Consider the following 4201-nt stretch of genomic DNA (forward strand, 5'->3'; position numbering starts at 1 on the left):
CGATCACGGCACCCAGTTCACCTCCTGGGTCTTCGGGGAACGGATCCGCTCCGCCGGGCTCCTGCCGTCGTTCGGGACCGTCGGGGACGGCCTGGACAACGCGATGATGGAATCGTTCTGGTCCTCGATGCAGATCGAGCTGCTCAACCGCAAGCGCTGGAAGACCCGGGTCGAACTGGCCAACGCGATCTTCGAGTTCATCGAGATCTTCTACAACCGCCAGAGACGACATTCAGCACTGGGCTACCGCACCCCCATCGAGTACGAACTACTCTCCGCACAAGACCCCATCCACGCCGCCAGTTAGCCACCCCAGCTGGAACCCGAACCATGGGGCAGGTCAAGCTGTCGCCCGGTCGTGCAGCAGACCCTCCAGCCTTCACCGAACGGCGCGACTGCTGAGCTTGCACCAAAGGTGCACTGTCAGTGATATGCCCTTGTGGGGTTCCAAAAGTCCTGCGCATGCGCTGAGCTGGACGTTTGCTAGCTGCGCTGATCTTCGTCAAGTGGCCTGACGGTACTCGTGGATGAGTCCGTTGAGGATGTCGTGGCCCTGGATGCGGTGTGCGGGGGAGGGGATGACGTTGGGCTTGTCGCCGGGGGCGCGGAGTTGTAGGGCGCGGTGGGGTCGGCTGGTGTTGTAGTGCTGGGAGTATTCGGCCAGGACGTGCCGTAGGTGTTGTTCGTTGTAGATCAGTAGCCGGTCGGTGCACTCGGCTCTGATGGTGCGTATGGCCCTTTCGGCGTGGGCGTTCATCCGCGGGGTCTGCGGCGCGCTCTTCAGGATCTCGACTCCGTCCGCGGTGAAGACCGAGTCGAAAGGCTGGGTGTACTTGCTGTCGCGGTCGCGCAGCAGGTACTGGAAGCTGGAGGATCGTTGGCCGAGGTCGGTCAACAGGTTGCGGGCGAGCTGGGTGGCCCAGGCCGTGGTGGGGTGGCCGGTGAGGCCGAGAATGTGCACGGTTCGGGTACCGACCTCCATGACGTAGAACACGTACAGCCGTCGCAGGGTCACGGTGTCGATGTGGAAGAAGTCGGTGGCGAGCAGTCCGGATGCCTGCACGCGCGGGAACTCCCGCCAAGAGGGGGTGCTGCGGCTTCGTCGGGGTGCAGGGTTGAGGCCGGTGCTGCGCAGGGTAGGGCGGATGGTGGAAGCCGCGACGCGGATGCCGAGGCGTCGCAGTTCGCCCTGGATGCGGGTGTAGCCCCAGGTTGGATTCTCGTGAGCGAGACGCAGGATCCGGGCGGTGAGTTCCTCGGAGATCGGCGGGCGTCCGGTCCGGGGAGGCTCCTGTTTCCACTTCCACCGCAGCAGTCGGCGGTGCCAGGCCAGAAGGGTGCCGGGGGTGACCCAGGCGGTGATGGCGCAGCCTGTTCGGCAGGTGCCGGGCGAGGGCGGCGAGCACGGCGCGGTCCGGCCACGTCAGATGTGGCCGGGTGCCGAGCTGTCGACGAAGGACCGCGACTTCGTGGCGCAGCACGAGAAGTTCAACGTTCTTGGCATCCTCCGACCGCTGTAGAAGCAGGAGCAGTCCGAGCAGCCGGACGAAGATCAGGTAGAGCACGCGCAACGCCATGCAGTCGGAGCATGCCATGATCACCTGGAACAGCAAAGAGCCTAATCAGGAGCCGTGTAGCAGTGTCGGCACCCTGCAGGCCTGCCAGAAGGCCGAACAACTCACACACAGGAGCCTGGAGATCGTCTTCGGCCAATCCGATCAACCAGACTGGCGGACCGGCACCGTCACCAGCGCCGGCCCACGTCCACCTGCCTGACCGACTCAGCGCGTCCTTCGCCCCGGCGAACCTCCTTGATCAGAGCACCAATTGCCACCGGATCTCTCCGTCGTGCCACTGGTCGGTGGGGCTGAGTCCGGCTGCGGTCGCGACGGCGGCGGACGCCGTGTGGTCGGGGTGGATGTGGGCGACGACCGTGTGCACCGGGTGCGTGCGGAGCCAGGCGACGAGCCCTCGGGCTGCCTCGGCGGCTATGCCGCGCCGCTGCCACGGGGTTCCCACCACCCAGGCGATCTCCCCGGTGGCACCGCGGTCGTCGGCGGTGATCGTCGCCTGGAGTGTGCCGGTCAGGCAGGCCGCGCCGCGGAGGCTGATCACCCAGTTGCACCAGGATTCGGCAGGGTCGGGAGAGCCGGCCGCCCACCGTTCGTACCGGGCGCGCAGGGCCTCAGCGGTGTCCGGAGCGCCCCCGATGAAGGTGTGCAGGCCGGGGTCGGACAGTACCGTGGCCATCTCTTCGGCGTGCCCGGCCTGGAGGGGCAGCACGGTCAGCCGCTCGGTGCGGATGGTTTCGGGCCTGAGAGTGATCACTCTGCCTCCTGATCGGAACGTCCGACGAGTATGTCGCGGCCGAAACGGACGCCGCCCCGGAGCAGGGCGACAAGACGGGGTCGCGATCACGGCGCGCTGGCGAGCCTTTGGCGGCTATCGCCTCGCACCCGAAGATCCTCGTCGCGCTCCCGAGGGGCAGGCGGGGCCCTGGCCGCAGCTCGAGGCGGACGACCTGCATCACCCGCTCGGTCAAGGCCGCGCGGTCCTCTTCAGCCACCTCGTGGTCGCCGGCTCCCGCGCGGCCCAGCAAATCCACTTGCTGTCCGGCTGCCCGCAGTAGGGGCAGGAAGCGCGGTGCGCCTCATCCGTATCGGCGCGGTCGGGGTCGGACGTCGGTCAGGTCGTCGTGCGGGGACGGCGGGCGGCCTGGCGCGCCGTCCGTCGGTTTGCTTCGTCCGGCCGGGGTGTTCATCGCCATGCGGTCCTCGCCTCCGTCATGCAGCGTCGGGCGCGGAAGACGCGGCCGCGAGCAACCTCTGTTCTGATCCCGACGGTTTCCGCGAGCGTCTCGTGCGGCAGGTCCTCCACTTCGCGCAGTACCGAGCACACGCGCTGTTCCGGCGAGAGCGAGGCGAGGGCTTCGGCGAGGTCCCGCGCCGCGGCCCGAGATTCCGCGGCCCGGGCGGGCGATGCGAGAGGGGCGGGCGCGGCAGGCTCCGGAACGGACTCCAGGTCGGTCTCCGGACGGCGGGCGCGCAGCACGTTCAGGCATCTGTTGACCACGACGCGAGGGACCCGCGTGCCGAAGGCGGCCTGGCCGCGGTACTGGGGGAGTTGGCGCCAGGCGCTGACGAACGCGTCCTGAACGGCGTCCTCGGCTTCCGTCCCGCTGTCCAGCATGCGCGACGCGAGTCGGAGCAGCTGTGGTGCGTGCCCTCGGGCGAGGGCCTCGAAGGCATCCTCGTCACCCTCGGCAGCGCGTGCGGCCAACACGCCATCGGTCTGGCGCTGCGTCAGCGCACACGGCGGTGTGTGCTGACTGCTTCGTGCGGCACCCGCCCTCCTTTCGCCGCCCTCGTATCCCTGGCCGGGGCGCCGGGCCACCCGCGGCCCGCACCCGCCGGTTCCCCGCCATTCGGGCCCGCTCATGGCGCAAGCGCGCGCAGAACGTGCTCGATGAGCACGTCGAGTTCGCGGACGGTGTGCAACTCGCCCTGGTGAGTGGTGCGATCTCGGCGTGGGACGCGGCCCACCGGCGCGGGGCCGGGTGTTCCGGTTCCGGGGTGGTGTCGGCGTGTGCGATGTCGATGGACTTGCCGAGTTCGATGCCACCGCGGTGTTCGATGTATCGCTTGGGGTTGTTCCACCAGTCGTAGAGGCTCCAGGCTTGGTCAAGCCGGGGGCTGATCTTCTTGGCGATGATGCGTGCGATGACGAGGAGCAGGTGGCCGTGCATGACGGCCACTGCTCGGTAGGTCCATCTTGCGATCTTTTCCAACATGCGGCGCCCCCTTCTTTGGGGCAGACGGCAAGTTGGGACGTCACGGTTCCGCCTCACTCGCCGACGCCCTCCGCCTCACTTCGCCCACGCCGACCGCCCCGAAGATCTCCGAGGTGCTCCCGCTGCTCCACCTGCACGGCCTGTCGTCCGGCGACTTCGTGCCCGCCCTCGAGCAGTTCCTCGGCGGCACGGCCGGCAACGTCCGAGCCCGGGTTGCCCACGGAAGTGAGCAACCCGGGCTCTTGGCCTGGACCGAGACCGCCGACGAGATTCTCGGCAATGCCGGGTCCGCTGCCGACGCAGCTCCGATTCGTGTCGCTAGTCGGCGGTGGGGGTGCCGAGGCTGGTGGTGAGGTCGGTGACGTGCCAGTCGGTGCCGTCGTACCAGGTGTTGGTGACGTGTCCGCCGGT

6 protein-coding genes and 1 pseudogene are annotated in these 4201 nt (G+C 68.4%); 3 read left to right on the top strand and 4 right to left on the bottom strand.

Annotated features, from left to right (window positions below; all coding sequences use genetic code 11):
• A partial coding sequence (locus tag BMW99_RS38905) for an integrase core domain-containing protein (RefSeq protein ID WP_143080633.1) occupies positions 1-307 on the top strand: 307 nt, incomplete at its 5' end.
• A gap of 195 nt (positions 308-502) precedes the next feature.
• Here BMW99_RS38905 and BMW99_RS42585 read toward each other — a convergent pair.
• Entirely contained in the window at positions 503-1063 is a 561-nt protein-coding gene (locus tag BMW99_RS42585) for an integrase core domain-containing protein (protein WP_245791814.1), read from the bottom strand.
• Between the two features lie 93 nt (positions 1064-1156).
• A pseudogene (locus tag BMW99_RS43040) lies at positions 1157-1363 on the bottom strand (integrase); the annotation flags it as partial.
• Between BMW99_RS43040 and BMW99_RS42595 the strand changes: the two are divergent.
• Both BMW99_RS42595 and BMW99_RS41055 read left to right on the top strand, forming a co-directional pair.
• On the top strand, positions 1347-1520 hold the full coding sequence (locus tag BMW99_RS42595) for a hypothetical protein (RefSeq protein ID WP_245791815.1): 174 nt from the start codon (positions 1347-1349) through the stop codon (positions 1518-1520). The pseudogene BMW99_RS43040 and the gene BMW99_RS42595 sit on opposite strands and share 17 nt — an antisense overlap.
• Positions 1521-1593: 73 nt before the next feature.
• Positions 1594-1776, top strand: a complete 183-nt coding sequence (locus BMW99_RS41055) for a hypothetical protein (protein ID WP_143080634.1) — start codon at positions 1594-1596, stop codon at positions 1774-1776.
• Between the two features lie 39 nt (positions 1777-1815).
• On the opposite strand, the gene BMW99_RS38915 is transcribed toward BMW99_RS41055, so the two are convergent.
• Both BMW99_RS38915 and BMW99_RS38920 read right to left on the bottom strand, forming a co-directional pair.
• Positions 1816-2328, bottom strand: coding sequence for a GNAT family N-acetyltransferase (locus BMW99_RS38915; RefSeq protein WP_069466614.1), 513 nt, complete (start codon positions 2326-2328; stop codon positions 1816-1818).
• A gap of 429 nt (positions 2329-2757) precedes the next feature.
• The gene (locus BMW99_RS38920) at positions 2758-3282 is read right to left on the bottom strand and encodes an RNA polymerase sigma factor (protein WP_245791816.1); all 525 of its coding nucleotides are present in this window, start codon (positions 3280-3282) and stop codon (positions 2758-2760) included.
• Positions 3283-4201 lie beyond the last annotated feature (919 nt).

This window comes from Actinacidiphila rubida (genome assembly GCF_900110255.1).
In the GTDB taxonomy this organism is placed as follows: Bacteria; Actinomycetota; Actinomycetes; order Streptomycetales; family Streptomycetaceae; genus Actinacidiphila; species Actinacidiphila rubida.